Consider the following 26,635-nt stretch of genomic DNA (forward strand, 5'->3'; position numbering starts at 1 on the left):
ACAAATCCATGACGTTGTAGTGAGGATTTTCGTGAATTTCGAGAGACAATTGGCTGGACGTTAAATCTTTTCTTGAACTAAGTGCGCGATATTGAGTGTGAGTTTTCTGTGGGGGCAGAATTTTGGGGTACAATGCTATGGTGGTGAAACTGCGTATCGAAGAAAAAGTTCGGCTGGACCATGACCGGCTAGAACATTTGTATATGCAACTGGGTCCCTCCGGGGCCGAGGGTGTCGTTGCGCGCGCAATGGAAGAGCTTGCAGCGCGATTGGCGCGCGTTGAACGATTGTTCAAGCGCGGGGAACTTGTGGAAATGCAGCGGGCGGCCCGTTCAATGATTGCGATTTCCGAACAGATCGGGATGGAGACATTCGCGCGGGTCGCTGCGGATGTAGTTGCGCTGTCGGACAAGGGCGATGCCGCGGCACTCGGGGCATGCGTGAGCCGTTTGATCAGGATCGGAGAAGGGTCGCTCATGGCCGTTTGGGATTTGCAGGATGCCACGATTTGAGGCAGTGAATTCCGGTTGCGGGCGCTGACAAACGGCTTAGGCTGACGGAAATTTCCTCGGCCGGAGCTTGTAATGACCCTTACCTTTGCTGAACCTGATGATACGGCGCGCCCGCTCTTCGCGGTGACGAAGGAAGAATTTGACCGCTGGATGACCGGGCAAGATGCGGCAACGCGTGAGTGGATCGAAGCCAACGGTTTTCAGCCAGATATTGGCAAGGTGCTGGTATTGCCCGGAGGGTCCGGCATTCAAGGCGCCATCTGCGGTTTGGGTGATCACCAAGCGCGATTGCGTGGTCGGTTCGGTCTTGCTGCGGCGCGCGGGGCCTTGCCAGCAGGGACATGGTCTTTGAAATGCGACTTGACGGGCGATGAATTGCATCAGGCCGCCCTTGGCTGGCTTTTGGCCGGCTATAATTTTGACAAGTATGCGAAATCGACTGGTCCGAAAGCACAACTGATCGCGCCCGACGGGGTAGATGCCGCACGGATCGAAGTGATCGCAACGGGCGAGTATTTGACGCGGGACCTGATCAACACGCCAGCGTCGGATATGGGCCCAGACGAACTTGAGGCGGCCGCGAAGGATCTGGCCGAGACATTCGATGCCGCAGTCTCGGTCATCTCGGGCGAAGCATTGTTGGAGAAGAATTTCCCGATGATTCATGCGGTGGGGCGCGCCTCTCCCCGCGCGCCGCGTTTGATCGATATGACGTGGGGCAACGCTGGTCCGTGCCTGACATTGGTCGGCAAGGGTGTGTGCTTTGATACGGGTGGGCTGAACCTCAAACCCGGCGCGTCGATGGGGCTGATGAAAAAGGACATGGGTGGTGCTGCCACCGTTTTGGGCCTAGCGTATATGATCATGGCGATGGATCTGCCGATGCGTCTTCGCGTGCTGATCCCGGCGGTGGAAAATTCGGTCTCTGGCAATGCGTTTCGCCCCCAGGACATCCTGACGTCGCGCAAGGGCCTGACTGTCGAAATCAACAATACGGACGCTGAAGGACGCCTGGTGTTGGCCGATGCCTTGGCGCTTGCCGATGAAGACAAGCCGGACCTGGTGATTTCGATGGCGACACTCACTGGCGCGGCGCGCGTGGCGGTCGGTCCCGACCTTGCGGCCTATTTCTCGCAGCGGGACGAAGACGCGCAGACCGTCGAGGCCGCAGCGGCCCGCGTTGCCGATCCAACCTGGCGCCTGCCATTTCATGACCCCTATGAGACAATGATCGAACCGGGGATCGCCGATCTGGACAACGCGCCCAAGGGTGGCTTTGGTGGCGCAATTACCGCCGCGCTGTTCTTGCGGCGCTTTGTGACGGACACGCCGCGCTTTATGCATTTCGACATCTACGGCTGGAACCCCACGGCCAAACCTGGCCGCAGCAAGGGCGGAACCGGGCAGGGTGCACGCGCGCTGTTCGATGCCTTGCCCGGCCTGCTGAATCTGTGAGCGATCGGCGCCTGACCCCTTGCAATGGTCGCGTCGCACCCGCCGGGTGGGAGGACCGCGTTTGCGCCGAACGTTACGTGCGTCCTGAGCCGCACCGGGTCACGGTGCCGGTGACCGATTTGTGCGGCGCACCGGGCGGTGCGCGCGACAGGCAAATGCTGATGGGGCGAAGGTTTGACGTTCTGGAAACCCGGGATGGATGGGCTTTTGGGATCGCGCCACGGGATGGGTATGTCGGTTACGTGCGGCGGGGGGATCTCGGGGCTGATGACGCCCCCAGTCATCGCGTGATTGCGCGGTCCTGTTTGCTCTATGCCGCGCCGTCTGAAAAAGCCGACGCGCGTCTATCCCTCAGCTTTGGTGCGCAAGTCAAGGTTGTTGCCACTGAGGGCCGGTTCGTCCGCACGCGCGAAGGTGGGTTTATCCCGGGGCACCAAATTGCCCCGCGCAGCGAGGTGATGAAAGATCCGGTGGCCGTCGCTGCGCTATATCTGGGCACGCCGTATCTGTGGGGCGGCAACAGCATGGGGGGGATCGATTGCTCGGGGTTGGTGCAGGCGGCGCTTTGGGCATGCGGTAAGGCGTGTCCCGGCGACAGTGACATGCAAGAGAAAATAGGAGAAGAGATTGCCACAGAGACGCCGCTTCAGCGCGGCGATCTGGTGTTCTGGAAAGGGCATGTGGCGCTCTGTGTCGACGAGAGACGCCTGATCCATGCCAACGCCAATGATATGGCCGTGGCCTATGAGGGGATCGATGATGCGATCCACCGGATCGCGGCGCAAGGCGGCGGGGCCGTGACGGCGCGGCGGCGCATCTAGTCGATGGCGCGGATCAGCTTGCGCTCTAACACCCGCAGGACGGTTGCCAGATCGTGGCCGCGTTTCAGGATCTGCCCATCCATGCCGATGACGCAGTATTGCCCTTGCATTTTCCGCAGCTTGGGACGTTTTTCAATGCGGTAAATGGGATGCTCGGCGGTGCGGCGGAATACTGAAAATATGGCGGCGTCCTTGAGAAAGGACATGCCATAGTCGCGCCATTCGCCAGCGGCAACCATGCGACCATAGAGCCCCATGATCTGCCCCAGTTCGCGCCGGTCGAAAGCCACGCGTTCGTGGACAGATTGACCGGGGAACGGGGTGGGTGTCTGGATTGTCATGGAAAAAGCTTGCGTCCTTCGTCGCGCGAAATCAAGCCTGCCGCGAAATTGCCTTGAAATGACCGGCACGGTTTCCCAATCGCTCCCTCATACCGCCCCGATTGACGGCGATAACGTTCCTACAGCGAACGAAAGCGCTGCCCCCGGTGTTGCGGTCTTTACAGCCCCCACCCAGTTCGTGACGCCGGGGACTGGTTTTGCAAGGCTCGGATGCTTCGGCATCCGGGTCTTCTTCCTTTTTGGGTCAGCAAAACGATCCGTGACAGAACCAGCCCGCCGACATCGTTCCCCCATGGGCATAGAACAGCCACAGACGTTCGCCTTCGGCGCAGGTCAGCTGCCAATAATCGCGCACGCCGGTGCGCCAGTTCGGATCGTCCAGCCACCATTCGGGTGCGATCCGTTCGGGTCCGGAACATTCGACTGTGCAAAGTCGCCGCCCCCGCCATCGGAACCGGATCGGTGGGCGGGGTGTCGCGCCATCGGCATGCACCGGTTCCGGTGCCCAGAGCAGTAGGGGGCGCGGCCGTCCCAATGCCGGCCACGGAGCGGATGCAGGCTCGGACCAGGCTGCGGCCAGAACCTGCGCACCCTTTTCAGGCAGATGGCTGTCAGCGGGGTGCAGGCGCGTCATGGCTTCCAGCCCGATCCGCGTACCCAAGCGCCCCACCAACGCGTCAATCCCGCCGGTGCCAAGGGCTTGTGCTTGGGTTGCGGTGCGGGCCGCGTCCAATTGGCCCTTGTGTTGATGGTGGGTCAAAGGTTCGGTCACATGGGCTTCGATCCGCAACGTATCGATGCCGAAGCCCGCGTCGATATCGTCAAGCTTCATCAGCAAAAGCGGGCGCAAGGCGTCGGGTCTGTCGGTTGGACGGGCCAGCCCGACTTCGAACGTTTCGGTCCCTTGGTCGGCGCGAAACGCTTGCAGGCGGATGCGTCGCGCGCCGCGCCCCTTGTCCTGCAACTTGGCGCAAAGCGCAGGCAGCAGCCGGTCAATCCCGGCGATCAGGTCATCGGTCAGCCCGATAGGATCGGGCAGGGTCAGGCGCACGGCAAAATGCGTATCGGCCCGCAGAGGAGAGACAGGTTCAGGTTCCCTGCCCAAGGCCTGGTCCAGCCGTTTGACCAGCCCGCGCCCAAACCGCCGGGCCAGGGCTGCACGGGGCATCCCGATCACATCGCTTACCCGTTTCAATCCCACCCGCGCCAGCGCGGCTGTTGTGTCTTGGTCCAGCCGCAGTGCGGCCACGGGCAGGGGGGACAGGGCCATATGCGCCTTGCCGGGGATAGAAATGGTCAGTTCGGGTGGCGCGGCCAAATTCTGGCTGGGGGCCGCGCCGCCGCGTTCCCAATGCCGCCGCTTGGCCGCGCGTGAGCGGGTGGCGCGGGCTTCTTGGTCGATCGCATCCCCGTTCAGGTCGTTTTCCGGCGCGCGGCCGGCATACCGCGCCAGCGCCCAGGCTGCGCCGACTGTATCGGCCAAGCCAGCCCGTACAGCGAGCCCGAGGTCAGTGCATTCGGCATTGATTTGAGACACCAGCCCCTCTTCCCCGCCGAACAGATGTGCGCACCCGGTAATATCCAAGACCAACGACGCCGGGGGTTCGACCCCCACCCAGGGTGTGAACTTGCCTGCCCATCGACGCAAACTGGCCAAAAAAACCGCATCCGCCTGATCGCTGTGCAGATGTGTTATCAGCCCGGGACAAAGCGCGCGGGCATCACGGATCGGCTGTCCCGCGGTCAGGCCCCGCGCGCTGGCCGCGGGCGACAGCCATGTCAGCACCTGTGCCTGCCCCGTATCGCGCACTACGGCAAACGGCTGATCGGACATGACAGGGCCGCGGCCCGAACGGATCAGGCGGTCGGCCCCAAGGCGGGGAAACCATAAGGACAGGATGCGACGATTGGGCATGGAGTCAAATTGTTCATGATTTGTTCCAAACTTATTGGCGCGTCTGCGCCGAGTCGAGTCTTTGTGATTATTCTTTCAGTCATTGCGCATTAAAGTCGGGATGTAGCCAACAAGGAGACTACCAGATGATCAAACAACTTTTTGCCATCGCTGCCCTCGCCGCCATGCCCACACTGGCACACAGCGAAGTGACCAACGAGGCCGTGAAAGCGCGGATGGCGGCTATGAAAACCATCGGCGGTGGCATGAAGACACTCGGCGATATGGCCAAGGGCGCGATGGCCTTTGATGCCGTTGCCGCGCAAGGGGCAGTCGACAGTATTGAGGTCGCCGCCGCCAAAGTGCCTGCCTTGTTCGAGCCGCAGGAAACCGACCCAAAATCCGAAGCCAAGCCGGAAATCTGGACGAATTGGGATGACTTCGTCGCCAAGGCCGAAGCCCTGGAAAAAGCCGCCGCCGGAATCACCATCAGTGCCGAAGCTGATATCGGTGCGGCTATGGGGGCCTTGGGCGGTGCCTGTAAAGCCTGCCATTCCGATTATAAATTATAGGGGTCAGCCGCAGAAAATGCCGGTGATATACCCCTGATCGTCAATGCGGAAATTCAACCGGTTCCGCACGTAATCGCGCGTGACGGCCGTTGTCGGGTCGATCACGCGCTTTGGGGTGTATTCATACCCGAGCGCCGCGCTCCGGTCCGCGCCAACTAGCGTCTGGATCGCGGGGGCAGGGCAGGCCTGTTTTTCGATCGAGGCCAATTTGGGAAAGCTATCTTCTTGCTGGGCGCAAGCGGCCAGCCCGCACAGGGCTATCGCAACAACAATTTTCATCAGATGGTCCTTTTGCCCCATGTCCCTATGACTGAAAACTAACCAGATTATTACCGCGAGGGAAATATCGTGAAAACAACCGCTGCAGTTGCGTTGGAAGCAGGCAAGCCGCTGGAGATCATGGAGGTCAACCTGGACGGCCCGAAAGCGGGCGAGGTCTTGGTTGAAATCAAAGCCACGGGCATTTGCCATACTGACGAATTCACCCTGTCTGGGGCAGATCCCGAAGGATTGTTCCCGTCAATTCTGGGCCATGAGGGCGCGGGTGTTGTCATGGAGATCGGCGAAGGTGTCACCACGTTAAAGCCCGGCGATCACGTCATTCCCCTTTATACGCCGGAATGTCGCGAATGTTACGCGTGCCTGTCAGGAAAAACCAACCTGTGCACGGCGATCCGCAACACTCAGGGACAGGGCCTGATGCCCGACGGAACCACGCGCTTTTCCATGCTCGACGGTACACCGATCTATCATTACATGGGCTGCTCGACCTTTGCGAACCACACGGTCATGCCCGAAATTGCGTTGGCCAAGGTGCGCAAGGACGCCCCGTTTGACAAGATTTGCTACATCGGTTGTGGCGTGACGACCGGGATAGGCGCGGTCATCAATACGGCCGGGGTCGAAATCGGATCGACCGCAGCCGTGTTCGGTCTTGGGGGGATCGGTTTGAACGTGATCCAAGGGCTGCGCATGGCGGGCGCCGACATGATCATTGGCGTCGATCTGAACGACAGCAAGGCCGAGATGGCCAAGAAATTCGGCATGACGCATTTCATCAACCCTTCGAAGGTCGACGGGACTGTGGTCGAAGAGATCACCAAGCTGACCCGCACCGAGCTGGATCAGATTGGCGGCGTCGACTATTCCTTTGATGCCACTGGCAACGTTCAGGTGATGCGCGATGCGCTGGAATGTTCGCATCGCGGATGGGGCGTGTCCGTTGTGATCGGCGTGGCCCCGGCTGGCGCGGAAATCAGTACGCGGCCGTTTCAGTTGGTGACCGGGCGTGTGTGGAAAGGGACCGCGTTCGGCGGCGCCAAAGGCCGGACCGATGTGCCCAAGATCGTCGACTGGTACATGGACGGCAAGGTCGAGATCGACCCGATGATCACGCACACCATGCCTCTGGATGACATCAACAAAGCGTTTGATTTGATGCATAAGGGAGAGAGCATTCGCTCGGTCGTGCTTTACTAATTGCGGCACAGATCGCAGATTAACACCTGCCCGGCGTTGCCGGACAGGTGTTTTTGGCAGGGAATTTTGGCAGGGAAATTTACGGAGCGGCCAATGCAAATTGAAGCGATCAGCCATGGCGATGCGGATGATGCCGTTTGGGCGATACTCAGGCCCGTATTCCGCGCGGGCGACACCTATGCGATCGATACCGACATCAGCCGCGTTGACGCGCTGGCCTATTGGCTGGCTGAACACGCATATCTGGCGGGCGACGGATTGGGCACGTATTACCTCAAACGTAACCAGAAGGGCGGGGGCAGCCATGTGTGCAATTGCGGTTTCATCACCGCCACGCAGGCCCAAGGCCGCGGCGTTGCCCGTGCCATGCTGGAACATGCGCAGGACCAAGCCCGCGATCTGGGGTTCAAAGCCATGCAGTTCAATTTCGTACTGGCCAGCAACGCCCGGGCCGTAGATACATGGCTAAGGGCAGGATTTCGCGAGGTTGGTCGCCAACCACGCGCTTTTCATCACCCGAGTTTGGGCTATGTCGATGCCCTGATCCTTCACAAAGACCTTTAGGAGGGCTCATGCCTGAAACCCGCCCGCTCTATGCTGTTTTGATCGACGCTGACAATATCCCGGCGAAATATGCCGGTGCGATCCTCAAGGAAGTTACATCTTTTGGCGAACCTGCCTTGCGGCGGGTCTATGGCGATTGGTCATCTGACCGACTGAACAAATGGTCGCGAGAGGTCCGCGAATTGGGCCTGGTCGCTCATCAGGAAACCGCCAACACGGTCGGCAAAAATGCCAGTGACATCGGGTTGGTGATTGATGCGATGGATATCCTTCATACGGGACGGTTTGACGGGTTTGTGCTGGTCAGCTCGGACAGCGATTTCACCGCACTGGCCAACCGCATCCGCGAACAGGGGCTGGACGTGATCGGCATCGGCGAGTCAAAGGCCCCGGACAGCCTGCGCAACGTCTGCAACCGGTTCATTCTGATTGAAAACATCGTCGACGAACCGGCGCCCAAGGGCGAAAAGACCGCCGGCAAACTGCCTGTTCAAGACGCGATACCGCTGATTCTGAGGGCGATGGACAAAATTGCCCAAGACGATGACTGGTACGCGTTGGGGCAGTTGGGCCAGTATATCGTGGCGGACAATCCCGATTTTGACACGCGGACCTACGGCAAGCGCAAGCTGTCGGACCTGATTGAAGGTTTGTCGCGGTTCGAAACCCGCAGCCAAGGCAATCAGCTGCAGGTCAGGCGGGTAGATTAGACCCCGTACCGCGCCAGAAACATGTCGACCGCGCCATCGATGACGCGGTCGATCTCGGCTTCGGTTGGCTGCTCTTTCAGACCCAGCAGGCAACAAGGGTGCAAATGCACCTTGCAAAGTTCGGCAAATTGCTCGGCGGCCAGATCGACATCGTTGATGACCAATTCTCCGCGCTCAGTCGCCGCGCGCAGGTACAAGCCCAGGGTATCGCGCATCAGTTTCGGCCCGCTTTCATAGAATTTTCGGGCCAATTCGGGGAAGCGACCGGATTCTGTCACGCCGATTCGAAATATGTTTTGTCCAACGTCTGACAGCAAGAACTTCAAGATCTTGCGCCCGGCTTCGGGCAACACTTCTGACGGCGGGCGCGTCAAGTCTGCGGTTTCCAGATGGCCCTGAGTGACCCGCAAGCATTCACGCGACGCCGCTTCGATGAAGAGCATCCGTTTGTCCGGGAAATAGGAATACAAGGTGGCCTTGGATACCCCGGCCTCGCGGGCGATGTCATCAACACCGGTGGCTTCGAACCCGTTGCGCATGAACACCGTTCGGGCACCGTCCAGTACCTGATCGAATTTTCTGCCTTTTTTGATCGACGAAATCGGTTTGTTCATGGCCACTCCTCAACTCAGGATAAACTTGACGGTTTTCTAATAGAAGATCAAAAAACACGGCTTTTTCTTGGCTATTGCGTTGACCCACCGCGACACCCAACCAACTGCCTGCCAGAGAAGTGTCAAACGTCCAGCAGACCAAATGCCGTTCCTTTTGGCAGGCCAGCGCAATGTGGCTGATACACAAATAAATTGCGTGCGGGGGTCGTCGCGCCAACACGGCCAAACTCTATTCGGGTGTTCAATACGCGCCCGCTGAAGGGTTGGCAGGGGTCGATCAGCACTGTGTGCGGGGCTTGTGTGGACGCACGGCACATGAGAAACCAAAGATGATCCTGGCAACTGACCGCGCGGCAACAAATGCGCCCGGGCTGGACGCCGCCAGGGTAAAAACGCTGCTGGACAACTCTTCAGCATTTTTCAAAGGTGATGACACGTGAAAACCTTATCGGAAAATAGGTGCTTTGGCGGCATTCAGGGCGTTTATTCCCATCAAAGTGCTGCGACCGGCACGGAAATGACATTCGGCCTTTTCCAGCCTGCCGAGGCGCAAGATGGTGCGGTCCCGGTTCTTTGGTTTCTGTCGGGCCTGACATGCAACCATGAGAACGCGATGATCAAGGCCGGGGCGCAAGCATGGGCTGCGGAACAGGGTTTGGCCGTCGTATATCCAGACACCTCTCCGCGCGGCGAAAATGTCGCTGACGACGACGCTTATGATCTGGGTCAGGGCGCAGGGTTTTATGTCAATGCGACCCAAGACCCTTGGGCAAAACACTTCAAGATGTGGGATTACGTGGCCGACGAGCTGCCCGCACTGGTATTTGAACATTTTGCTTTGGATCGGGACTGCCAGGCGATAACCGGACATTCAATGGGCGGGCACGGCGCGCTCACGCTGGCTATGTCGATGCCGGGTCGCTTCCGGTCGGTTTCGGCCTTTTCGCCAATCTGCAATCCGACCGACAGCGATTGGGGGGCCAAGCAATTTGGCGCGTATCTGGGGGGCAATCCGGAAACTTGGCGCGCACATGATGCGTCCATTTTGATGGCCGAAAACGGTTTTGACGGGCCGGTTCTGATTGACATCGGGACCCAGGATCAGTTCGTTGACCTGCTGCGCCCTGAAACACTGGCAACAGCAATGGCGGCGCGGCGCCAACAGGGGGTTTTCCGAATGCAACCGGGCTACGATCACTCGTATTTCTTCGTGGCGTCCTTCATGGAAGATCACGTGAATTTCCACGCCGAGGCGCTTTGGGCGTGATTTACGTCGACGCCGATGCCTGCCCGGTTAAGGCCGAAGCCGAGCGTGTGGCCACCCGGCACAAGCTGCGGATGTTCGTGGTGTCCAACGGTGGACTGCGCCCATCGCAAAACCCGTTGGTGGAAACGGTGATCGTTCCCGAAGGCCCAGACATCGCAGACATGTGGATATCCGAGCGCGCCGGGCGGGGGGACGTGGTCGTGACGGGGGATATTCCCCTAGCCGCAAAATGCGTCGAAGGCGGCGCGCAGGTCCTCAAACATAACGGCGAGGCGCTGACCCGGGCCAATATCGGCAATGTATTGGCAACGCGCGACCTGATGGCAGATATTCGCGCCGCCGATCCGTTTCGCCAGGGTGGCGGCAAAGCCTTTTCCAAATCCGACCGGTCGCGTTTTCTCGATGCACTGGAACGGGCGGTGCGCAAAGCTGCAACGGAGGCAAAATGATCGACGCAGTGATTTTCGATATCGGCAACGTGCTGATCGAATGGCAACCTGAACGCCACTACGACCGGGAAATTGGCGAAGAGCGCCGTCGCGCCCTGTTCGATACCATCGATCTGCATGCGATGAACGATGTCATCGACAGCGGAGGGCCCTTTAAAGAGACGATCTATGCCACGGCCGAACGCCACCCCGATTTTCAGCACGAAATTCGCATGTGGTTCGACGACTGGATCGAAATGGCGCGCCCGGCGATTGACCATTCTGTGCGGCTGCTCCGCGCGCTGCGCACAAAGGGCGTGCCTGTATTCGCCCTGACAAATTTCGGAATCGACAGTTTCGCCTATGCCCAGACCCACTATGATTTTCTGAGTGAGTTCGATCAGGCGTTTGTGTCGGGCCACATGGGCGTGATCAAACCCGACCCGCGCATCTATCAGATGGTGGAAGAGGCCTGCGGGATCGCCCCCGACCGGTTGCTGTTCACTGACGATCGCGCGGACAACATATCCACCGCGCGCGCACGCGGATGGCAAGCGCACCTGTTCGATGGCCCGCAAGGTTGGGCCAATCGGCTTGTGGCTGACGGGCTTCTATCGCCCGGTGAAGCCAAGTGATCCTCTGGGTCCGCGCATTTATGCCGCCCTATTCTGGCCATGCGACGGTGCAAGGTACATGACATGATCTGGGTTATCATTGGCGCATTCATTCTAGCGATTGCTGTGGCGCCCTTCGCGTTCGAGGCGCGCAAGAGCAGGCCTTCCGGCAAAGCCTATGATGCGGCGCCCGGCGCGCTGGCCAAGTTGACGGATGGCAAAACGTACTATGAATGGCACGGGCCGGTGGATGGCGACGTTCTTGTTTGTGTGCACGGGCTGTCTACCCCCAGTTTTATCTGGGACGGCTTGGTGCGCAATCTGACCACCATGGGCTACCGGGTGCTCACGTATGATCTCTATGGGCGCGGCCTTTCGGATGCACCGCCTAGGCCACAAACGCGCGAGTTTTTCCTACGCCAGCTGCGCGAGCTTTTGGCGCATGAAGGCGTGCAAGAGTATTCGCTTTTAGGATATTCCATGGGCGGGCAGATTGCGATCGCCCAGACCGCCGAAGAACCTGAATTTGTCGAGCGTTTGATCCTGTTGGCCCCCGCCGGGTTCGCAATTCGCGCGACCGCAGTGACGCGTATGGTGCGCGATCGGGGCTGGATCGGGGACTGGCTGTTTTTTGGATTGGGCGGACGGAAACTGCGGCGTCAAAACAACCGTCTTGCCGGGGTGGAAACGGCGGTGCCGGATCTGGCCCGGCGACAGAATGCGCAACTGGACCAAAAAGGGTATTTGACCAGCGTACTGTCCAGCATGCGCCATATGCTGGCGGACGACGCAGAAAAAGACATGGCCGAAATCCAACGCGCCCATGTGCCCGTTCTGGCCATTTGGGGCGAAAAGGATGCCCAGATCCAGGCCAGTGCCGTCGGATGCCTGGCGAAGGTCAATCGCGATGCCCGGCACGCCACGATTGCGGGGGCTTCACACTGGCTGCCCGCCACGCATCCGGGCGAAGTCAGTCGGGCAATCGTGGAATTCCGCCGCGACACCTAAACTGCGACCGGCGCTGGCCGGTTTTCGCGCACCGGCAGATGCACGATGGCCGAAAACGCACCAACACCGACCCCGATCCACCACACCATCGTGTAGTCCCCGTAAATGTCATACAGTCGGCCGCCCAGCCAAACGCCTAGAAAGCTGCCCAACTGATGGCTGAAAAATACGATCCCGTAGAGCGTGCCCATATACCGCAGCCCGTAAATATGGGCGATCAAACCTGAGGTCAGCGGCACCGTCGCCAACCACATCGCCCCCATCGCGACCGAAAAAACCAGCACCGAAATCGGTGTGATCGGAAGCGAAATGAACAGCGCGGCCGCAATGGTGCGACCGGTATAGATACCGGCAAGTAGGTACTTCTTTGGGAAGTGATTTCCCAGGTATCCGGCCAGCAATGTCCCGGCGATGTTGGCAACCCCGATCAGCGAAATTGCGACCGCCCCCAAGGTGGCCGTCGTCGATATTCCCAATGAGGCAAGGGTGCCGGACGGGTCAATCGCCCCGCACATTTCCGTCACCAAGGCGGGGAAATGCGCGGTCACGAAAGCCAACTGGTACCCGCATGAGAAAAAGCCAAGGAAAATCAGCGTAAAACTGGGATCCCGGCCCGCCCGAATCAGGATTTGACCAAGAGTTTCCTCAAGCTCGGATTTGGTTGCGGGCCGCCCGGTGCGCAACATCGGAAGAAAGGCCAGCGTGCAAAGGATCGCGATTGCAAAAATGACAAAGACCGATTGCCACGGCATCATGCCAAGCAGCCACTGCGCCAAAGGCGCGCCGAACACCTGCCCGGCGGATCCTGCAGCCGTGGCGATGGCCAGCGACATGGACCTGTGCGCATCGCTTGCCGCGCGCCCGACAACTGCCAAGATCACGCCAAAGCCCGTCCCTGCGATGCCGAAACCAACCAGCACCTCTAACATTTGATGCGCTTCGGGCGTCGTTGCGAAGGATGACAGCAAAAGCCCGGCCGCGTACATTCCCGCGCCAAGGGTGATGGCCAACCGTTCGCCAAGCCGTTCGGCCAATGCGCCAAAAATCGGCTGGCCGATGCCCCATGCCAGGTTCTGGATCGCGATGGCCATGGAAAATTCGCTGCGCAGCCACCCATAATCTTGCGCGATCGGAATCTGGAACACACCGAACGACGCGCGAATGGCAAAATTGATCATGATGATGCCGCAACCGGCAATCAGCACTGGGGTCACGAGCGAAGCGCGTGTGTGGTTCATCGGGATCTCCTGTTCGATCAATGCATTGCCCAGACCTGTCGTAAGGTCAAATGAACAATCGTTCTGCCATTCATCATCTTTCCTAATCCCGCCCGGCAGGCTAGACCGGCAAAAATGAGCCAGACGATTCAACAGATTTACGAACAGCGGGTGCAGGCGGGCGATTTGCAACGTGATCCCGCGCAAGAGGGGGCCTTGCCCGAACTTGAGCGCATTCGCAGCGCACTGGCCGAACGCAAGCCTGCTTCGGGCCTGCGCGGCTTGTTCGCAAAACCACCCGAGCCGCCCCGCGGCCTTTATATGTGGGGCGGTGTCGGGCGTGGAAAATCCATGCTTATGGACCTGTTCCACGAAGCTGCGCCCGTCCCCTCGCGCCGCGTCCACTTTCACGCCTTCATGCAGGAAATCCACACCGGCCTTGCGCGCGAACGCGATGCTGGCGTTGATGAGCCGCTGTCCAAGATCGCAAAAGCTGTTGCAAAGGATGTACGGCTGCTTTGCTTCGACGAAATGCAGATCACAGACATCACTGACGCGATGATTGTGGGGCGCTTGTTCGACCTGCTGTTCGAAGAACGGGTGGTGGTTGTCACGACCTCGAACCGGGTGCCGGACGATCTTTACAAGGATGGTCTCAACCGCCAGCTTTTCCGGCCGTTTATCGACCTGATCAAAGAGCGGATGGTCGTGCATCACCTGCATTCGCCGGTCGATTACCGGCAAGGCCGGCTGACCGGGACGCCTGTCTATTTCACCCCGGCCGATGCGCAGGCACGCACTGCGATGGATGATATCTGGCACGACCTGACCGGAGGCGAGGCCGCGCCTCTCAAACTCATCGTGAAAAAACGCGAGGTCGTGTTGCCGGCGTATCGGAATGGGATCGCCCGCGCGCGGTTTTGGGACCTGTGCGGCACGATGCTGGGGCCTGGTGACTATCTGGCCGTTGCGGACGCGGTGAAAGTGCTATTGCTCGAAGATATCCCGCAGCTGGGCCGCTCGAATTTCAATGAAGCCAAACGGTTCGTCACTTTGATCGATGCCCTGTACGAGGCAAAAGTGCGCCTTGTTGCATCCGCCGCCGCCCCGCCCGAACAGCTCTATGTCGAAGGTGAAGGGCGGTTTGAATTCGAACGCACGGCAAGCCGACTGCGTGAAATGCAAGCCGCAGATTGGGGTGTGGACCCTGAAGATATACCAATCTGACGTTTCCAAAGGTACGATTGGCTGGCCGTTCGAAATTGTGTTCGGGTTTTGGGGGGAAGTCGCGCTTGGGCGCGAAAGTCTTGCTGAAAAGCGATGGCGCCCCGGAACTAAGCCGAGAAATGCAGGCACGGTGCCCGTCGCGAAATTGTCAGCCGTGATCGCGTAGAATTCGACCGGCAAGATAGAGTGACCCGCATATCAAAATGCGCCCGCTGGCAGTTTCCTCTGCGATCTTGGCTACCGCGTGGGGCACAGATGGCGCCGACGTGGCAGGCATCCCGACCGACTTCGCAATTTCACAGGTTTGCGCGGCATCCATCGTATTCGTTTCGCCCGGAATGGATACCGCTACCAGACTGGCGGCGACTTTGGACAAGGGGCGCAGATAGCCGGCCACATCCTTGGTGTTCAACATGCCACAAATCAGGTGGGTGGGGCGCGGCGCAAGCGATGCCAGCGTTTCGGCCAGTGCTTCGCCCGCTGCACGATTGTGCCCGCCGTCCAACCAGAGTTCGATTGGGTTGGCCAGATCGACCAACGGACCTTTGCGAAGACGTTGCATGCGCGCGGGCCACACCGGAACAACGACGGCCGCTTCGCATGCTGTGTCGCTGGCGCCAAGCCTGCGCAGAGCGGCGATTGCCGTGCCGGCGTTCTGGACCTGGTGCTGGCCAAGCAAGCTTGGCATCGGCAGATCGAGCAAGCCCCGGTCGTCTTGATACACAAGGCGCCCGTGCTCGCTTGCAACGTGCCAGTCCTGTCCGTGGACAGACAGGGGTGCGCCCAGCCTGCGCGCCTGGGCTTCAATGACGTCCAGCGCATCGTCTTCTTGTCGGGCCACCACACAGGGGGTGCGTCGCTTGATGATACCGGCCTTTTCGCCGGCAATTTCCGCCAGCGTGTCGCCAAGGTATTGCTGATGGTCGATGGACACCGGGGTGATCACGCTCAAGGCAGGCGCGTCGACCACGTTGGTTGCATCCAGACGCCCGCCCAACCCAACTTCGAGCAAGGTATAATCCGCCGGGGTCCGCGCGAACGCAAGGATGGCCGCGACCGTTGTGATTTCGAAATAGGTGATCGGTGCGCCGTCATTCGCAGTGTAGCATTCATCGAGCAAGCTGGTCAGCTTGTCTTCGGTGATCAATGTACCCGCCAGCCGGATGCGTTCATGAAAGCGCGCGAGATGCGGCGATGTATAGGCGTGCACACGGTGGCCGTCAGCCTCAAGCCCCGCGCGGATCATGGCTTGGGTCGACCCCTTTCCATTGGTTCCGGCGATATGAACCACGGGCGGCAGATCGTTTTGCGGATTTCCCAGGGCGCCCAGCAAGCGCCAGACACGGTCCAACACAAGGTCCATCACCTTGGGGTGCAGCGCCATCATTCGTTCGAGAATGGCGTCCGAACGGACCTGGGTCACGGCGTGTCGGTCTCACCGGTATTGCTGGCGTCTTCCTTGGCCTCGGCCACCGGCGGAGGCGGCAATTCGGCCGCCACCGCAGGGCGCAGACCCAACAGCATCCGCACGATGGTGATCAATTCGTCGCGCAGGTGCTTGCGATGGGTGACCCGGTCCAGCATCCCGTGGTCCAGCAGGTACTCGGCCCGCTGAAAGCCCTCGGGTAATTTTTCACGTATCGTCTGCTCGATGACACGCGGGCCGGCGAAACAGATCAGCGCATTGGGTTCGGCGATCTGAACATCGCCAAGCATGGCATAGGACGCCGTAACGCCGCCCGTTGTCGGGTGGGTCAGCACGACGATATAAGGCAGGCCAGCTTCCTTGAGCATCTGAACCGCAACGGTCGTACGCGGCATCTGCATGAGGCTGAGAATGCCTTCCTGCATTCGTGCGCCACCTGCGGCCGAGAACAGGATCAGGGGGCGTTTCAGTTTGACGGCCCGTTCGGCGGCCGCGATGATCGCGTTGCCCACGTACATGCCCATCGACCCGCCCATAAAGGTAAAGTCCTGTACGGCTGCCACGATTGGGGTTTTGCCCATTTCGCCTTCGGCGACCAGCATGGTTTCGTGCTCACCCGTCGCCTTTTGCGCGGCTTTCAAACGGTCAGGGTATTTTTTCTGATCCTTGAACTGCAGCGGGTCGGCAATCGGATCGGGGACCGCGATTTCCGAAAAAACGCCACCGTCAAAGATTGACCGAAGCCGTTCGCGTGCAGACAACGCCATATGGTGATCGCAACTTGTACAGACGTTCAGATTTGCGCTCAGTTCCCGGTGGAACAGCATCGTGCCGCACTCGGGGCACTTGGTCCACAGGTTCTCGGGCGTTTCATTGCGCGAGAAGATCGAGTTGATCCGCGGGCGGACGTAGTTGGTGATCCAGTTCATGTCAGCCTTAATTACCTGCTGTTCTCTCTAAAAACCATCTAAGCGCAGCACGCGGGAATTGCAATCAACGCCGGATCGCAACGCGGCAAGCCAGCCACGAAATCAGCAGGTGAACCAGATCGAACAGCATCAGGGGCGAAGCCTCCGCGATTTGGGCGGTGGTGTAGGGGTAGTGGTACAACGCAAGACCCGACAGGCTGTCTGGCAGGGACACAATCAGCATTGCCATCGCGTTGTTGACGAAGTGCATTGCAATGGCCGGGCCAAGGTTGCCCGCACGGGCCGTCAGGTCGCCCGCCGCCACACCGAAAAGAAGCGCCCAGATGATAACATAGCCCGCGACAGCGCCAGCGTTTGGATCGTAATGTCCGAGCGCAAACAGCGTCGATGGCACAAGCAACCAAACCGCGGGGTTGGCGAACCGTGCGGCCAATTGTTGCTGCAGGTAGCCGCGAAACAGGATTTCCTCTGATCCGACCTGAATGATCAACCCAACCAAGGCAAATGGAAGCAACATGATCCAGGTGCCAAAGGACAAGTGCGGGATCAGATGCTGGCCTTCGGGCGACGGGATCAAGGCAAAGAGAAAAATGATCGGTACCAGAATTTTCAGACAGGCCAGAAAATCGCGCATCACCATCATCAAGGGGCCCATGGCGGTGCTCAGCCCTCGGCCATGAAGAATGCGCAACGTGGCGGCGACCGCGATGATCGCCAACCCAAAGCTGAGCAGCACGACAAGCAGGCTCATCGGGGTTTGCCCCAGCCCCGCGCCCTGCAGATAGGTGCGCGACCACTGTGGCGCGACAGAATCCACCACGGCGTAAAACCCGGCATTCAGGAACCCGGTGGCGACAGCGATGGCCACGAATCCCGCGGCCGTGCGCCAAGCTTCCGGCCGGGCCATGGCCGGACGGGTCATCATCGCATGTTCGTCATAGTTCATGTGCAAGCTCCAGCCGTTGACAACTACCTAGTCTTCGCACGGCGCCAGAGCAACGCTGGGGCTGGAATGGCGCTTGTGAAATCTGCACGCTTCCAATATTCCAATCTTGATTTTCTTTCCGGGGAGGGCTGAGCCATGAACACCCGCAAGTTCGACAAGTCGAAACTGCCAAGCCGCCACGTGACCGAGGGCCCTGAGCGCGCCCCGCACCGTTCGTATCTGTACGCGATGGGGATTGCCGATCACGAAATCCACCAACCTCTGGTCGGCGTGGCCACATGTTGGAACGAGGCCGCGCCTTGTAACATCTCGCTCAGCCGTCAGGCCCAGGCCGTCAAGCTGGGCGTCAAGGCTGCGCAAGGCACGCCGCGCGAATTCACCACCATCACCGTGACAGACGGGATTGCGATGGGGCATGAAGGCATGCGCAGTTCGCTTGCTTCGCGCGAAGCGATTGCCGACACGGTCGAACTGACCATGCGCGGTCACTGCTATGACGCAGTCGTTGGGCTGGCAGGGTGTGACAAGTCGCTGCCGGGCATGATGATGGCCATGGTCCGCCTGAACGTTCCGTCGGTGTTCATCTACGGCGGGTCGATCCTGCCGGGCAAGGCACCACAGGTTGACGAAATCCCCGAAGATTTTCGCGCGCGTGATCTGACGGTTCAGGACATGTTCGAAGCCGTGGGCCGCCACCAGAACGGCGATATGTCCGACGCGGCGCTGGATATGCTGGAACGCGTAGCCTGCCCGTCGGCTGGGGCCTGCGGTGGCCAGTTCACGGCCAACACCATGGCATGTGTGTCCGAGGCCATCGGCCTTGCGCTGATGAACAGCTCGGGCATGCCCGCGCCCTATGAAAGTCGCGATCAATACGGTGAGGCGTCGGGCGTCGCGGTCATGGATCTGATCGAAAAGAATATCCGCGCGCGTGACATCGTCACCAAGGAATCGCTGATCAATGCCGCGCGTGTCGTGGCGTGTACCGGCGGCTCGACCAATGCAGGCTTGCACTTGCCTGCCATCGCGCACGAAGCGGGCATCGACTTCTTCCTTGAAGACGTCTGCGAAATTTTCCGCGATACGCCTTATTTCGTCGATCTCAAACCCGGCGGCACCTATGTGGCCAAGGATTTGTACGACGCAGGCGGCATCCCGGTTGTCATGAAAGAGCTGCGCAAAGCAGGTCTGATCCACGAGGATTGCATGACCGCAACCGGCCGTAGCATCGGCGAAGAGCTGGACCTGATCGACCGCGAGGCCGACGGCAAAGTGATCTACCCGATTGAAAACCCGATCACCAAGACTGGCGGCGTTGTCGGCCTGCGCGGCAACATTGCCCCCGAAGGCGCGATCGTGAAGGTGGCAGGGATGTCCGAAAAAGAGCAGGTGTTCACCGGCCCGGCGCGCGTATTTGAATGCGAAGAAGACGCTTTCGAAGCGGTCAAGCAACGCGCGTACAAGGAAGGCGAAGTCATCGTGATCCGCAACGAAGGCCCATCGGGCGGCCCGGGCATGCGAGAGATGTTGGCGACAACTGCGGCCCTGTCCGGCCAAGGGATGGGCAAAAAGGTCGCTCTGATCACTGACGGGCGTTTCAGTGGGGCAACCCGCGGGTTCTGTGTCGGACACGTCGGCCCGGAAGCGGCCCATTGCGGCCCCATCGCGCTGTTGAAGGACGGCGATGTGATCACCATCAATGCGCTGACCGGCGATATCAACGTCGATCTGACGGATGATGAGCTGGAAGCGCGCAAGGCCGATTGGAAAGGTCCGCGCCCGACGATGTATACCTCTGGTGCGCTGCAGAAATACGCGGCTCTGGTCGGTTCGACCCGGCTGGGCGCGGTGACTCACCCCGGGGCCAAGGCGGAAAAGCACGTCTACGCAGACCTGTAGCCGATGTCATGGTCGATGAGGATAGCACCGTTCGCATTGATGGTGCTGGCGGGGTGCGACGGCGCGCCCGTGGTCACATCGACATCATTTGCACCGCGCCAGATTGCCGTCACTGGTGATGACGTCATTATCGCAGCGCCGCGTGGCTATTGCATCGATCCCGATACCACGCGCGAGGTCGATGATACGGCAATCGTCGTCATGGCGTCTTGCAAAGGCGACAATTCGGCGTCTGGGGTGCTAACCGCATCGGTTTCGCGGCAGAACGGGGCCCAAATCAGCGGCGCACTGCAGGGGTTGGCCTCTCACTTTGACACGCCTCAAGGCCGCGCGGCGCTGAGCAGAAACGGAAACCCCGACGACGTTGCCGTTCTGGATGCCTTTGCATCGGACGAGACGCTGTTCTTGCACGTTGAAGACCAGGTTGACGGGTTGAACGGTCTGGCCAAGGACTATTGGCGCGCGATGTTCGATCTTGGCGACAGGATCGCAACGGTATCGGTGCGTGGCCTGGATGTGCAGCCAATGGGGGATCGCGCTGGTCTGGAAAAGGCCAGGGATCTTGCACAGCGGATCAAGGCTCGGAACTGAGTTTGTTGCCAATTTCGCATCAATGCAGAAATTCCAGCGGGGTTTGTTGAGCAGTAACCATTCCAAGGGATAATCTGGCGACATCGATGACGCGCGAGGCAAAAGGCGAAAATGAAGTCCGGTCCCGGAAGGCTGTACGAAAAGCTGGTATTTCGCGGCATCTTGCGCCGGTGGAAAAAAACTGCGCGCCGCGCCCAGAGTGTCGATCTTTCGACATTGCGCTCGATCCGAACGCGGGCCCGTGAATTGCGCCGTCAGATCGACAAGGTCCTGCACGTCGCGGACGCGCGTCTGACTTTGCCGCTGATTTCTTCAAATGCCATGCAGCCGCCTTTGCATTCAGACTGGGCTTGGCGACCTGAACTGTGGCGCGGTCCGCTGAACCCGACCGGAATGGCGGCGGTCAGATCCAAGGCGACCCTTGGCGACGAAGTGACGATTTTCCACGATTGCCGAATTTCCGAACTGACGCTTCGCCAAATTCGCAACACCCAGGAAGAGGATCTTGCGCCGTTCGGGCTACGTATGGACGTGTTTCGCTTTGATGGCAGTTTCCTGTCCCTTGCGATCAATTTGCCGAACCAGGCGGTATCGGGGCTGGGACGCAATCATATCGTCCGCCTTTCTACCGTGGTTCAGATGGAAAAGCCGTTGGAAATTTTCGCGCGCCTGAACATCCGCCACGGTCCGAACACGGAACAAGTGGTGCGTGAACTGCCCCGCGATAGTGGGGAAGTGGCGGTGGATTTTGACCTCGCCTATACAAAGTTGAACGAAAAACGGGTAGATTCGATGTGGGTAGACCTGATTTTCGAAGGGCCGGAAATGAACCAGATCACCTTGCGCGATGCCACATTTTCGCGTCGCCCAAGGGCCGAACTGTAGGGTGACGCCATGAGCGATATGACACTGACCAAAACGCGGATCATGGGGGGATTCTGGGAGGGCGTATTGTCCATCCAACCCGACGCCGATCACGTGCCCGAGATCGAAGTGACCCACATGGAGCAACCTATTTCGGGGCACGCGTTGACCCCCACTCCTGATGCGCCGGGTACGTTTCACCTGCGCATCGCGATCCCGCCCGATGTCCTGGCCGATGGCGTGCAGACTTTTGTCATCTGGGACAAAGTGGACGGCGCCAAGTTGGCCACATTTTCCATCGTGACCGGGGAACCGCTCGAGGATGATATCCGCGCCGAAGTGGACCTTTTGCGGGCGGAATTGGATATGTTGAAGCGCGCGTTCCGGCGCCACTGCCTGGAAACCATAGGTTAACATAAAGTCATGGTTTGCCACATTTGCGTTTCCCGGACGCAAACGATCCTTAGGTTATCCACGACATTGTCGGGCGAATTCCCCAATTTAGCCCGATTTGCGCTTCATACCGTTTCTTCAAGGGGCCAAGACTACGGGAACAACCTATGGACCGATTGACGGAAATGGAAGCCTTCGCCACTGTCGTGGATCAGGGCGGCTTTACCGACGCTGCAAAGAAGATGGGGATTTCCAAATCCGCTGTCTCCAAGCATGTATCGTCGCTTGAAGCACGACTGGGCGCACGCCTGTTGAATCGTACGACGCGGCGTGTTTCTCCGACGGAAATCGGGCTGGCCTATTACGATCGCGCGCGGCGCGTGCTCAACGATGCGGGTGAAGCTGACGCGTTGGTCACGTCGATGCAGTCCGCGCCGTCTGGTTTGCTGCGAATCTCGGTCGCGACAGATTTTGGTGTGAACCACCTTTCCCCAATTCTTGGCGATTTCCTGCAGGAATTTCCCGACATCACGGTCAACATGGTCCTGAACAACCGCTATGTCGAACTGATCTCTGAAGGGTTTGACATGGCCATCCGGATTGGCGAACTGGAAGATAGCACGTTGCGCGCCCGCAAGCTGACCGAGACCACGAAACGCATGATCGGCAGCCCGGCATATTTCCAGCAGTATGGCCGTCCGATGAAAATCGACGATCTGAACGAACACAAGCTTCTGCACTATTCCAATCAAGCCAATTCAGCGGTTTGGAAACTGACTGCGCCGTCGGGCGAAAAACGGCAAGTACGCACAGCCGGCTGGTTGTCAGTGAACGACGGTCAATCTTTGCTCAACGCTGCCATCTCTGGGTTGGGTATCGCTTACCTGCCATCGTTCCTCTACGCAGATGCGCTTGGGCAAGGGCTGGTCGAAGAAGCCATTCCCGATCTGCCCGCCGAAACTCAAGGGATCTACGCGGTTTATCCGCCCGGGCGTTTTACCCAGCCGAAAGTGCGTGCTTTCATTGATTTTCTTGTCCACAGCTTTGCTGAAAAAGGCCCTGACGTCTGGTGACGCTGGGCTAGTCGGGACTGTTAGCGGGTCGAAGTCAGGATGGCTTCGACCCGTCTGTTTTCCTGACGTCCCTCATCGGTAAGGTTTGACGCGCGGGGCGACAAGAACCCGACGCCCTCTGCGGCAACTTGCGCGGCCGAAACCCCCAGATCGTTGACCAGACGTGTCCTTACCGAGGCGGCACGTTTTTTGGACAAGGCCAGATTTCCTGCCAGAGACCCTTCGGAATCAGTATGTCCGACCAGAGTCACGCGCGCGTCGGGATTTGCCTGTAGCCATTGGGCCAGATCGGACAAGGTTTTAAACGACCCTGCGCCAAGACGCGCTGATCCGGTTTCGAATTCCAGATCGCTCAGCACCACAAACCCGTCGGACAAAAGACCTTTGCCAATCTGGCCCGCGGATTGGTTCGTGGCGGATGAATCGGTCTTGGTCGAGGCATTGACCGGCGTAACCGGCGTAACAGTTGCCCCGATTTGCGTGATTTGCACGAACCCCGTGCTGGAACTGCGCGAGACAAGCAGCGTCACGAATTCTGGACCCTGGTCCGAATCGCGCCGCGCCGCGAGATAGCGGAAATCGCCCAAATCGACATGCATATTCGGTTCGGGCAAAACCGTAAGCGAATACCGAAAATCAAACCCGCCGCAGGTTCGATCCTTGCACGTGAACACTGTATCATATCCGGCTTTGGCCAATTGGTCGCGGAGGGGCGCCAGTATCTGCAACGTCGTGCGCGACGACGTTTCGATGCGCCACGCACGGCGTTGCAGCGGGCCTTCGGCCTGGATCGAAGGCACTGAGCCATCTTGCCATGGACCCGCCGCGATCAATTCACTCGCCGCTTCAGATGTTCGCACCGCGGTACGCACCGCATCCCCTGGTAAATCCAGTTCGATGCCCAGAGCGCCAGAAGGCTCGAGGCAACAGAGCAGTATCGCGGCTCGAAGGCTCATCGCGCGTGGGAGTGATACGCGTCGTTCGGTTCCATTTCGGTCGCTGCAGCAACACGATTTGTCATGTTGAAAAAGGCCGTTATCGAAGCGATATCGAAAATGTCACGATCAGAGAAACCGACCTCGCGCAGGGCGGCGCGATCAGCATCGGTCACGCGATCAGGTGTTTCGGTCAAGAGAATCGCAAAATCCAGCATGGCGCGTTGTTTGGGGGTCAGGTCGGCCACACGATAGTTCATGACCATCTGTTCCCCCAGAACCGGATTGCCAGAGAGCTCGCGCACGGTAGCGCCATGGGCGACCTGACAGTACCAGCACCGATTTGTCGAAGATACTGCCACCGCGATCATTTCACGTTCCAGTTTGGACAGGCTGCTATCGCCGAGCATCAGGTCATTGTACATGGTCGTGAACGCGTTCAACTTGTTGATATCAAATGCATAAGCCTGCAAAACGTTCGGAACCATGCCCAGCTTTTCAATGCAGATGTCAAAGTACTTCTGCGTTTCTTTGGGCAAGGGATCAACCATCGGCAAATCTAGGGCCGAAATTGGTTTTGTAGAGTTTGACATCAGGGCCTCGAGCTTTTTCGTTTTCAAGAAGGGGCGACGCGATAGTGATAGTGACCTACCACGGTCAACCCCAAGGCTGAGTATAAGGCATGTGCGCCAGCGTTGGTATCCGTTACTGCAACGGCGATTTCATCCGCGCCGAGATCTTGTGCCCAAATGGCTGCACGCCGCATCATGTTGGTGGCAGTCCCTTTGCGGCGCAGCGTTTTGATCACATCCAAGGCGTGAACCATGCAAATATTTTGGTGAATTGCGGCGAAAGCGGCCCCTGCTGGCGCGTCGTCTGTACGCCCCAGGATCGCGGCTTTCGGATCCGGTGTGCGGTGCATCAGGGCCAGCCGCGCCCGGTCCGTTCCGCATTCTACCCAAATATCTTCGACTATGGCCAACGGGGGCCATATCACGAAACTGGATACTGGCGGGGGGCGCTGGTCCGTCAGTGCGGAAATCGGGGCCGCGAAAATCGATGTCGGATCGAGGGTGCGGTAACCACGTTGTTCAAGTTCGCCATCCAAGTCGTCCTGACCGTCCTGAACCATGAAGAGCGCTTTCATCCCGCGCGCGCGCATGTCGGTTTCAGCAGCGGTGACGCCCTCGGCGGAAAAGGGTCCGGACAGGCTCGCCGCCGTTGCGCGTTTGCCCGCACCAGCCCCGTCGCGCAGATCAAACCCCTGCACATGCCAAAGTTCGGCTGCAGGCCATGTCGAATGCAGTGTTGCGAAATAATCACTCATGGCGCGGCGTCCGGAAACATGTGCACCAACCGGGTCATGGCCGTGTCGACCTGCCCGCCATCCTGGCCGCGGATCACAACATTGGTCCCGAAGACTCCATCCTGAATGAACGGGTACGAGCCGATCGAAAGGTCGGGAAAGTCGTTGGCCAGCACCGCCAATGGCCCAGCGATGACACCTTCGGGTTGTTCGATCCGCAGGCTTTGCGACAATATCGGTTGCCCACCGGTAAGGGTTGGCAAGACGCTGGCCAGCATCGCTTCGAAAATATTGGGGACCCCAGCCATGACATGCACATTTTCGATCGAAAACCCGGGCGCTATGGAAACGGGGTTTTCTATTAATGTCGCACCATCCGGGATGCGCGCCATGCGCATACGTGCTGTGGTTTTCTCGACCCCGCGCCGCTCAAAATATTCGGTCAAGAGCTTCTCGGCATCGGGGCGGATGTCGATGTGGACGCCAAAAGCTTCGGCAATGCAATCAGCCGTGATGTCGTCATGCGTCGGACCTATCCCCCCCGAAGTAAACACATGCGTGTAAGCGTCGCTGAGGTTGCGCACCGTTTTCACGATGACCGGGGCGTCATCCGGAATGAACCGCACTTCGCGCAGGTCGATGCCCCGCGTGGTCAGTTCCTTGGCCAGATGGTTGGCGTTGATGTCGCGCGTGCGCCCGGAAAGGATTTCATCGCCAATCACGATCATCGCAGCAGTTGGGTTGGCCATCTGGGTCTCCTTGAGCAGGGTTCGCCAAAGGTATAGGCCCCCCGATATGCTGTTTCAAACCCCTTTGATGCCGGCGCGGCTGGTCCGACGATACAAACGGTTCCTCGCCGACGTTATTTTGCCAGATGGCCAACAGGTCACGGCCCACTGCCCCAATCCGGGGTCCATGATGGGCCTGGCCGAACCGGGTTTGAAATGCTGGATCGAACCAAACGACGATCCCAGAAAGAAATTGAAGTATGGCTGGCGCATTGTCGAGCTGCCGGGCGGGACCATGGTGATCGTCGATACCATGCTGGCCAACCGGATCGTGGCCGAGGCGCTAGAGGCCCGGACCATTGATGGATTGCCGGCCTTTGACACGGTACGGCCCGAGGTAAGATATGGTCACTCCAGTCGGGTCGATTTCCTTTTGGAGGGGCCGCAGCGCTGTTTCCTTGAGGTCAAATCGGTCACATTGTCGCGCACGTCAGGTGTCGCAGAATTTCCCGATAGCGTGACAAAGCGTGGCACCAAGCATTTGCACGACCTGGCGGATGTCGTGCGAAACGGGGATCAGGCCGTATTGCTGTTTCTGGTTGCGCGCAATGATGCCGCGCTCGTGCGGCCAGCGGGCGATATTGATCCGGAATATGCGCAGGCATTGCATGATGCCCACAGGTCCGGGGTTCAAATCATGGCCTACGACACCTGCATCACACCGCAGCAGATCACGCTGGGCAATCGTTTGCCGGTGAACCTGTTCTGATCGAAGGGGTTTCCCTTTGGTCCTTGGGCTACTATATCAACGCCCGAAACAGG

At 59.3% G+C, this 26,635-nt stretch carries 30 protein-coding genes; 18 read left to right on the top strand and 12 right to left on the bottom strand.

Translation table 11 applies throughout. From position 1 onward, the window contains the following. Positions 1-137: 137 nt before the first annotated feature. The 3 genes from ACP2AV_RS09865 to ACP2AV_RS09875 all read left to right on the top strand — a co-directional run bounded on the left by ACP2AV_RS09865 (position 138) and on the right by ACP2AV_RS09875 (position 2,788). Positions 138-512, top strand: a complete 375-nt coding sequence (locus ACP2AV_RS09865; protein WP_426372530.1) for a hypothetical protein — start codon at positions 138-140, stop codon at positions 510-512. 72 nt (positions 513-584) lie between these two features. Continuing rightward, a complete protein-coding gene (locus tag ACP2AV_RS09870; protein WP_426372531.1) occupies positions 585-1,967 on the top strand; it encodes a leucyl aminopeptidase family protein in 1,383 nt (460 codons plus the stop codon). Then, positions 1,964-2,788, top strand: a complete 825-nt coding sequence (locus ACP2AV_RS09875; protein WP_426372532.1) for an NlpC/P60 family protein — start codon at positions 1,964-1,966, stop codon at positions 2,786-2,788. Before ACP2AV_RS09870 ends, ACP2AV_RS09875 begins: the two co-directional genes overlap by 4 nt. On the opposite strand, the gene ACP2AV_RS09880 is transcribed toward ACP2AV_RS09875, so the two are convergent. Continuing rightward, positions 2,785-3,129, bottom strand: coding sequence for a DUF2794 domain-containing protein (locus ACP2AV_RS09880; RefSeq protein ID WP_426372533.1), 345 nt, complete (start codon positions 3,127-3,129; stop codon positions 2,785-2,787). The two genes, ACP2AV_RS09875 and ACP2AV_RS09880, sit on opposite strands and share 4 nt — an antisense overlap. Before the next feature lie 244 nt (positions 3,130-3,373). Further along, positions 3,374-5,044: a Y-family DNA polymerase gene (locus ACP2AV_RS09885; RefSeq protein WP_426372534.1), complete on the bottom strand. Its 1,671-nt coding sequence runs from the start codon at positions 5,042-5,044 to the stop codon at positions 3,374-3,376. A 125-nt stretch (positions 5,045-5,169) separates the two neighbouring features. Between ACP2AV_RS09885 and ACP2AV_RS09890 the strand changes: the two genes are divergently transcribed. Continuing rightward, positions 5,170-5,595: a c-type cytochrome gene (locus ACP2AV_RS09890; protein WP_426372535.1), complete on the top strand. Its 426-nt coding sequence runs from the start codon at positions 5,170-5,172 to the stop codon at positions 5,593-5,595. Positions 5,596-5,598: 3 nt separating this feature from the next. Here the strand turns inward: ACP2AV_RS09890 and ACP2AV_RS09895 are convergent, their stop codons facing one another. Continuing rightward, positions 5,599-5,874 carry an I78 family peptidase inhibitor gene (locus ACP2AV_RS09895; protein WP_426372536.1) on the bottom strand — a complete coding sequence of 92 codons (276 nt, stop codon included), beginning with the start codon at positions 5,872-5,874 and terminating at the stop codon, positions 5,599-5,601. Between the two features lie 69 nt (positions 5,875-5,943). Here ACP2AV_RS09895 and ACP2AV_RS09900 point away from each other — a divergent pair, with 69 nt between their 5' ends. The 3 genes from ACP2AV_RS09900 to ACP2AV_RS09910 all read left to right on the top strand — a co-directional run bounded on the left by ACP2AV_RS09900 (position 5,944) and on the right by ACP2AV_RS09910 (position 8,348). After that, entirely contained in the window at positions 5,944-7,074 is a 1,131-nt protein-coding gene (locus ACP2AV_RS09900) for an S-(hydroxymethyl)glutathione dehydrogenase/class III alcohol dehydrogenase (protein ID WP_426372537.1), read from the top strand. A gap of 93 nt (positions 7,075-7,167) precedes the next feature. Beyond that, positions 7,168-7,638, top strand: a complete 471-nt coding sequence (locus ACP2AV_RS09905) for an N-acetyltransferase family protein (RefSeq protein WP_426372538.1) — start codon at positions 7,168-7,170, stop codon at positions 7,636-7,638. A gap of 8 nt (positions 7,639-7,646) precedes the next feature. Beyond that, complete coding sequence (locus ACP2AV_RS09910) at positions 7,647-8,348, top strand: NYN domain-containing protein (protein ID WP_426372539.1); 702 nt, start codon at positions 7,647-7,649, stop codon at positions 8,346-8,348. Here ACP2AV_RS09910 and ACP2AV_RS09915 read toward each other — a convergent pair. Continuing rightward, a complete protein-coding gene (locus tag ACP2AV_RS09915; protein WP_426372540.1) occupies positions 8,345-8,962 on the bottom strand; it encodes a TetR/AcrR family transcriptional regulator in 618 nt (205 codons plus the stop codon). The two genes, ACP2AV_RS09910 and ACP2AV_RS09915, sit on opposite strands and share 4 nt — an antisense overlap. Positions 8,963-9,398: 436 nt before the next feature. Between ACP2AV_RS09915 and fghA the strand changes: the two genes are divergently transcribed. The 4 genes from fghA (at position 9,399) to ACP2AV_RS09935 (ending at position 12,279) form a co-directional block, all read left to right on the top strand. Next, positions 9,399-10,229 (top strand): S-formylglutathione hydrolase, encoded by an 831-nt coding sequence (gene fghA / locus ACP2AV_RS09920; RefSeq protein WP_426372541.1) that lies wholly within the window; start codon positions 9,399-9,401, stop codon positions 10,227-10,229. After that, entirely contained in the window at positions 10,220-10,678 is a 459-nt protein-coding gene (locus ACP2AV_RS09925; RefSeq protein ID WP_426372542.1) for a YaiI/YqxD family protein, read from the top strand. Before fghA ends, ACP2AV_RS09925 begins: the two co-directional genes overlap by 10 nt. Continuing rightward, a complete protein-coding gene (locus ACP2AV_RS09930) occupies positions 10,675-11,292 on the top strand; it encodes an HAD family hydrolase (protein WP_426372543.1) in 618 nt (205 codons plus the stop codon). The genes ACP2AV_RS09925 and ACP2AV_RS09930 overlap by 4 nt, the downstream gene beginning before the upstream one ends. Positions 11,293-11,355: 63 nt before the next feature. Then, positions 11,356-12,279 (top strand): alpha/beta fold hydrolase, encoded by a 924-nt coding sequence (locus ACP2AV_RS09935; protein WP_426372544.1) that lies wholly within the window; start codon positions 11,356-11,358, stop codon positions 12,277-12,279. On the opposite strand, the gene ACP2AV_RS09940 is transcribed toward ACP2AV_RS09935, so the two are convergent. Further along, positions 12,276-13,517 carry an MFS transporter gene (locus tag ACP2AV_RS09940; RefSeq protein WP_426372545.1) on the bottom strand — a complete coding sequence of 414 codons (1,242 nt, stop codon included), beginning with the start codon at positions 13,515-13,517 and terminating at the stop codon, positions 12,276-12,278. The two genes, ACP2AV_RS09935 and ACP2AV_RS09940, sit on opposite strands and share 4 nt — an antisense overlap. Before the next feature lie 114 nt (positions 13,518-13,631). On the opposite strand from ACP2AV_RS09940, the gene zapE reads away from it, so the two are divergent. Then, positions 13,632-14,723, top strand: coding sequence for a cell division protein ZapE (zapE, locus tag ACP2AV_RS09945; protein ID WP_426372546.1), 1,092 nt, complete (start codon positions 13,632-13,634; stop codon positions 14,721-14,723). 148 nt (positions 14,724-14,871) lie between these two features. Here the strand turns inward: zapE and ACP2AV_RS09950 are convergent, their stop codons facing one another. The 3 genes from ACP2AV_RS09950 to ACP2AV_RS09960 form a co-directional block, all read right to left on the bottom strand. Then, entirely contained in the window at positions 14,872-16,146 is a 1,275-nt protein-coding gene (locus ACP2AV_RS09950; protein WP_426372547.1) for a bifunctional folylpolyglutamate synthase/dihydrofolate synthase, read from the bottom strand. Next, a complete protein-coding gene (accD, locus tag ACP2AV_RS09955) occupies positions 16,143-17,078 on the bottom strand; it encodes an acetyl-CoA carboxylase, carboxyltransferase subunit beta (RefSeq protein ID WP_426372548.1) in 936 nt (311 codons plus the stop codon). The genes ACP2AV_RS09950 and accD overlap by 4 nt, the downstream gene beginning before the upstream one ends. A 64-nt stretch (positions 17,079-17,142) precedes the next feature. Continuing rightward, positions 17,143-18,024, bottom strand: a complete 882-nt coding sequence (locus ACP2AV_RS09960; RefSeq protein ID WP_426372549.1) for a CPBP family intramembrane glutamic endopeptidase — start codon at positions 18,022-18,024, stop codon at positions 17,143-17,145. A gap of 135 nt (positions 18,025-18,159) precedes the next feature. Here ACP2AV_RS09960 and ilvD point away from each other — a divergent pair, with 135 nt between their 5' ends. The 5 genes from ilvD (at position 18,160) to ACP2AV_RS09985 (ending at position 22,844) form a co-directional block, all read left to right on the top strand. Continuing rightward, positions 18,160-19,923 (top strand): dihydroxy-acid dehydratase, encoded by a 1,764-nt coding sequence (gene ilvD / locus ACP2AV_RS09965; protein ID WP_426372550.1) that lies wholly within the window; start codon positions 18,160-18,162, stop codon positions 19,921-19,923. Positions 19,924-19,926: 3 nt separating this feature from the next. After that, positions 19,927-20,514, top strand: coding sequence for a hypothetical protein (locus ACP2AV_RS09970; RefSeq protein ID WP_426372551.1), 588 nt, complete (start codon positions 19,927-19,929; stop codon positions 20,512-20,514). Between the two features lie 111 nt (positions 20,515-20,625). Beyond that, positions 20,626-21,399 carry a DUF6478 family protein gene (locus ACP2AV_RS09975; protein ID WP_426372552.1) on the top strand — a complete coding sequence of 258 codons (774 nt, stop codon included), beginning with the start codon at positions 20,626-20,628 and terminating at the stop codon, positions 21,397-21,399. 9 nt (positions 21,400-21,408) lie between these two features. Continuing rightward, on the top strand, positions 21,409-21,792 hold the full coding sequence (locus ACP2AV_RS09980) for a hypothetical protein (protein WP_426372553.1): 384 nt from the start codon (positions 21,409-21,411) through the stop codon (positions 21,790-21,792). 146 nt (positions 21,793-21,938) lie between these two features. Further along, positions 21,939-22,844: a LysR family transcriptional regulator gene (locus tag ACP2AV_RS09985; protein ID WP_426372554.1), complete on the top strand. Its 906-nt coding sequence runs from the start codon at positions 21,939-21,941 to the stop codon at positions 22,842-22,844. 20 nt (positions 22,845-22,864) lie between these two features. Here ACP2AV_RS09985 and ACP2AV_RS09990 read toward each other — a convergent pair whose 3' ends face one another. Genes ACP2AV_RS09990 through ACP2AV_RS10005 form a run of 4 tightly spaced genes read right to left on the bottom strand, consistent with a single transcriptional unit; the run spans position 22,865 to position 25,834 of the window. Then, positions 22,865-23,800 (bottom strand): OmpA family protein, encoded by a 936-nt coding sequence (locus ACP2AV_RS09990; RefSeq protein ID WP_426372555.1) that lies wholly within the window; start codon positions 23,798-23,800, stop codon positions 22,865-22,867. Then, entirely contained in the window at positions 23,797-24,372 is a 576-nt protein-coding gene (locus ACP2AV_RS09995) for a peroxidase-related enzyme (protein WP_426372556.1), read from the bottom strand. Before ACP2AV_RS09995 ends, ACP2AV_RS09990 begins: the two co-directional genes overlap by 4 nt. A 23-nt stretch (positions 24,373-24,395) precedes the next feature. After that, positions 24,396-25,106 (bottom strand): GNAT family N-acetyltransferase, encoded by a 711-nt coding sequence (locus tag ACP2AV_RS10000; RefSeq protein ID WP_426372557.1) that lies wholly within the window; start codon positions 25,104-25,106, stop codon positions 24,396-24,398. Further along, positions 25,103-25,834: a competence/damage-inducible protein A gene (locus ACP2AV_RS10005; RefSeq protein ID WP_426372558.1), complete on the bottom strand. Its 732-nt coding sequence runs from the start codon at positions 25,832-25,834 to the stop codon at positions 25,103-25,105. The genes ACP2AV_RS10000 and ACP2AV_RS10005 overlap by 4 nt, the downstream gene beginning before the upstream one ends. Positions 25,835-25,880: 46 nt before the next feature. On the opposite strand from ACP2AV_RS10005, the gene sfsA reads away from it, so the two are divergent. Next, a complete protein-coding gene (sfsA, locus tag ACP2AV_RS10010) occupies positions 25,881-26,582 on the top strand; it encodes a DNA/RNA nuclease SfsA (protein WP_426372559.1) in 702 nt (233 codons plus the stop codon). The last annotated feature ends 53 nt before the right edge of the window (positions 26,583-26,635 follow it).

The sequence above is a fragment of the Aliiroseovarius sp. PTFE2010 genome (genome assembly GCF_049943335.1).
Classification (GTDB): domain Bacteria; phylum Pseudomonadota; class Alphaproteobacteria; order Rhodobacterales; family Rhodobacteraceae; genus JBNFVY01.

Excerpts from the sequence above, each read along its gene's own strand:
- ACP2AV_RS09865 (WP_426372530.1), top strand. The coding sequence starts at position 138 with ATGGTGGTGAAACTGCGTATCGAAGAAAAAGTTCGGCTGGACCATGAC.
- ACP2AV_RS09870 (WP_426372531.1), top strand. The coding sequence starts at position 585 with ATGACCCTTACCTTTGCTGAACCTGATGATACGGCGCGCCCGCTCTTC.
- ACP2AV_RS09880 (WP_426372533.1), bottom strand. The coding sequence starts at position 3,129 with ATGACAATCCAGACACCCACCCCGTTCCCCGGTCAATCTGTCCACGAA.
- ACP2AV_RS09885 (WP_426372534.1), bottom strand. The coding sequence starts at position 5,044 with ATGCCCAATCGTCGCATCCTGTCCTTATGGTTTCCCCGCCTTGGGGCC.
- ACP2AV_RS09890 (WP_426372535.1), top strand. The coding sequence starts at position 5,170 with ATGATCAAACAACTTTTTGCCATCGCTGCCCTCGCCGCCATGCCCACA.
- ACP2AV_RS09895 (WP_426372536.1), bottom strand. The coding sequence starts at position 5,874 with ATGAAAATTGTTGTTGCGATAGCCCTGTGCGGGCTGGCCGCTTGCGCC.
- ACP2AV_RS09905 (WP_426372538.1), top strand. The coding sequence starts at position 7,168 with ATGCAAATTGAAGCGATCAGCCATGGCGATGCGGATGATGCCGTTTGG.
- ACP2AV_RS09910 (WP_426372539.1), top strand. The coding sequence starts at position 7,647 with ATGCCTGAAACCCGCCCGCTCTATGCTGTTTTGATCGACGCTGACAAT.
- ACP2AV_RS09915 (WP_426372540.1), bottom strand. The coding sequence starts at position 8,962 with ATGAACAAACCGATTTCGTCGATCAAAAAAGGCAGAAAATTCGATCAG.
- ACP2AV_RS09930 (WP_426372543.1), top strand. The coding sequence starts at position 10,675 with ATGATCGACGCAGTGATTTTCGATATCGGCAACGTGCTGATCGAATGG.
- ACP2AV_RS09935 (WP_426372544.1), top strand. The coding sequence starts at position 11,356 with ATGATCTGGGTTATCATTGGCGCATTCATTCTAGCGATTGCTGTGGCG.
- ACP2AV_RS09940 (WP_426372545.1), bottom strand. The coding sequence starts at position 13,517 with ATGAACCACACACGCGCTTCGCTCGTGACCCCAGTGCTGATTGCCGGT.
- zapE (WP_426372546.1), top strand. The coding sequence starts at position 13,632 with ATGAGCCAGACGATTCAACAGATTTACGAACAGCGGGTGCAGGCGGGC.
- accD (WP_426372548.1), bottom strand. The coding sequence starts at position 17,078 with ATGAACTGGATCACCAACTACGTCCGCCCGCGGATCAACTCGATCTTC.
- ACP2AV_RS09960 (WP_426372549.1), bottom strand. The coding sequence starts at position 18,024 with ATGAACTATGACGAACATGCGATGATGACCCGTCCGGCCATGGCCCGG.
- ilvD (WP_426372550.1), top strand. The coding sequence starts at position 18,160 with ATGAACACCCGCAAGTTCGACAAGTCGAAACTGCCAAGCCGCCACGTG.
- ACP2AV_RS09970 (WP_426372551.1), top strand. The coding sequence starts at position 19,927 with ATGTCATGGTCGATGAGGATAGCACCGTTCGCATTGATGGTGCTGGCG.
- ACP2AV_RS09975 (WP_426372552.1), top strand. The coding sequence starts at position 20,626 with ATGAAGTCCGGTCCCGGAAGGCTGTACGAAAAGCTGGTATTTCGCGGC.
- ACP2AV_RS09980 (WP_426372553.1), top strand. The coding sequence starts at position 21,409 with ATGAGCGATATGACACTGACCAAAACGCGGATCATGGGGGGATTCTGG.
- ACP2AV_RS09985 (WP_426372554.1), top strand. The coding sequence starts at position 21,939 with ATGGACCGATTGACGGAAATGGAAGCCTTCGCCACTGTCGTGGATCAG.
- ACP2AV_RS09990 (WP_426372555.1), bottom strand. The coding sequence starts at position 23,800 with ATGAGCCTTCGAGCCGCGATACTGCTCTGTTGCCTCGAGCCTTCTGGC.
- ACP2AV_RS09995 (WP_426372556.1), bottom strand. The coding sequence starts at position 24,372 with ATGTCAAACTCTACAAAACCAATTTCGGCCCTAGATTTGCCGATGGTT.
- ACP2AV_RS10000 (WP_426372557.1), bottom strand. The coding sequence starts at position 25,106 with ATGAGTGATTATTTCGCAACACTGCATTCGACATGGCCTGCAGCCGAA.
- ACP2AV_RS10005 (WP_426372558.1), bottom strand. The coding sequence starts at position 25,834 with ATGGCCAACCCAACTGCTGCGATGATCGTGATTGGCGATGAAATCCTT.
- sfsA (WP_426372559.1), top strand. The coding sequence starts at position 25,881 with ATGCTGTTTCAAACCCCTTTGATGCCGGCGCGGCTGGTCCGACGATAC.